Raw genomic sequence first — 785 nt, forward strand, 5'->3', positions numbered from 1 at the left:
GTGAAGACGACATTCGCCGAAAATTCGATTCTTGCTCATAACGAGCAACTCACAAATTTTACCTTAGCCTGATCCGTTACCAGTGAAAGTAACGTCCAGTCTATCTTTCTATCACATACCCAAATTTTTAAAGAACGATCTAATCCAAAGACTAGAAATCAACATTCACCATCGTCACGATGGAATGCTCATTTCTAAGCTTTCAACAAACAGAAGCAGTAGTGGTGGAGCCAAACGGGATCGAACCGTTGACCTCCTGCGTGCAAGGCAGGCGCTCTCCCAGCTGAGCTATGGCCCCGTATTTCTACAGGTTCCCACACAAAATTGGTGGGTCTGGGCAGATTCGAACTGCCGACCTCACCCTTATCAGGGGTGCGCTCTAACCAACTGAGCTACAGACCCAATTTCGAGCTTTAAGGCCGACCTCACCCTGCTCTTTACCACAAAGCATGGGGTGCGCTCCAACCAACTAAGCTACAACCTGTTAGGGCTGCTTCTTATCGTCTTCTTCAATGAATCAAGCAATTCGTGTGGGAGCTTATGGAGCAGCTGATGTCGTCGATTAAGGAGGTGATCCAGCCGCAGGTTCCCCTACGGCTACCTTGTTACGACTTCACCCCAGTCATGAATCACACCGTGGTAACCGTCCTCCCGAAGGTTAGACTAGCTACTTCTGGTGCAACCCACTCCCATGGTGTGACGGGCGGTGTGTACAAGGCCCGGGAACGTATTCACCGCGACATTCTGATTCGCGATTACTAGCGATTCCGACTTCACGCAGTCGA

General features: G+C 49.8%; 2 tRNA genes and 1 rRNA gene. All 3 read right to left on the reverse strand.

The features are described from left to right. Nucleotides 1-222 precede the first annotated feature (222 nt). Nucleotides 223-298, reverse strand: a tRNA-Ala gene (locus tag EAH74_RS32930). Between the two features lie 27 nt (nucleotides 299-325). Continuing rightward, nucleotides 326-402 (reverse strand) — tRNA-Ile (locus EAH74_RS32935). A gap of 161 nt (nucleotides 403-563) precedes the next feature. Continuing rightward, a 16S ribosomal RNA gene (locus tag EAH74_RS32940) occupies nucleotides 564-785 on the reverse strand; the annotation flags it as partial.

The organism is Pseudomonas mandelii, from assembly GCF_006438925.1.
Classification (GTDB): Bacteria; Pseudomonadota; Gammaproteobacteria; order Pseudomonadales; family Pseudomonadaceae; genus Aquipseudomonas; species Aquipseudomonas mandelii_C.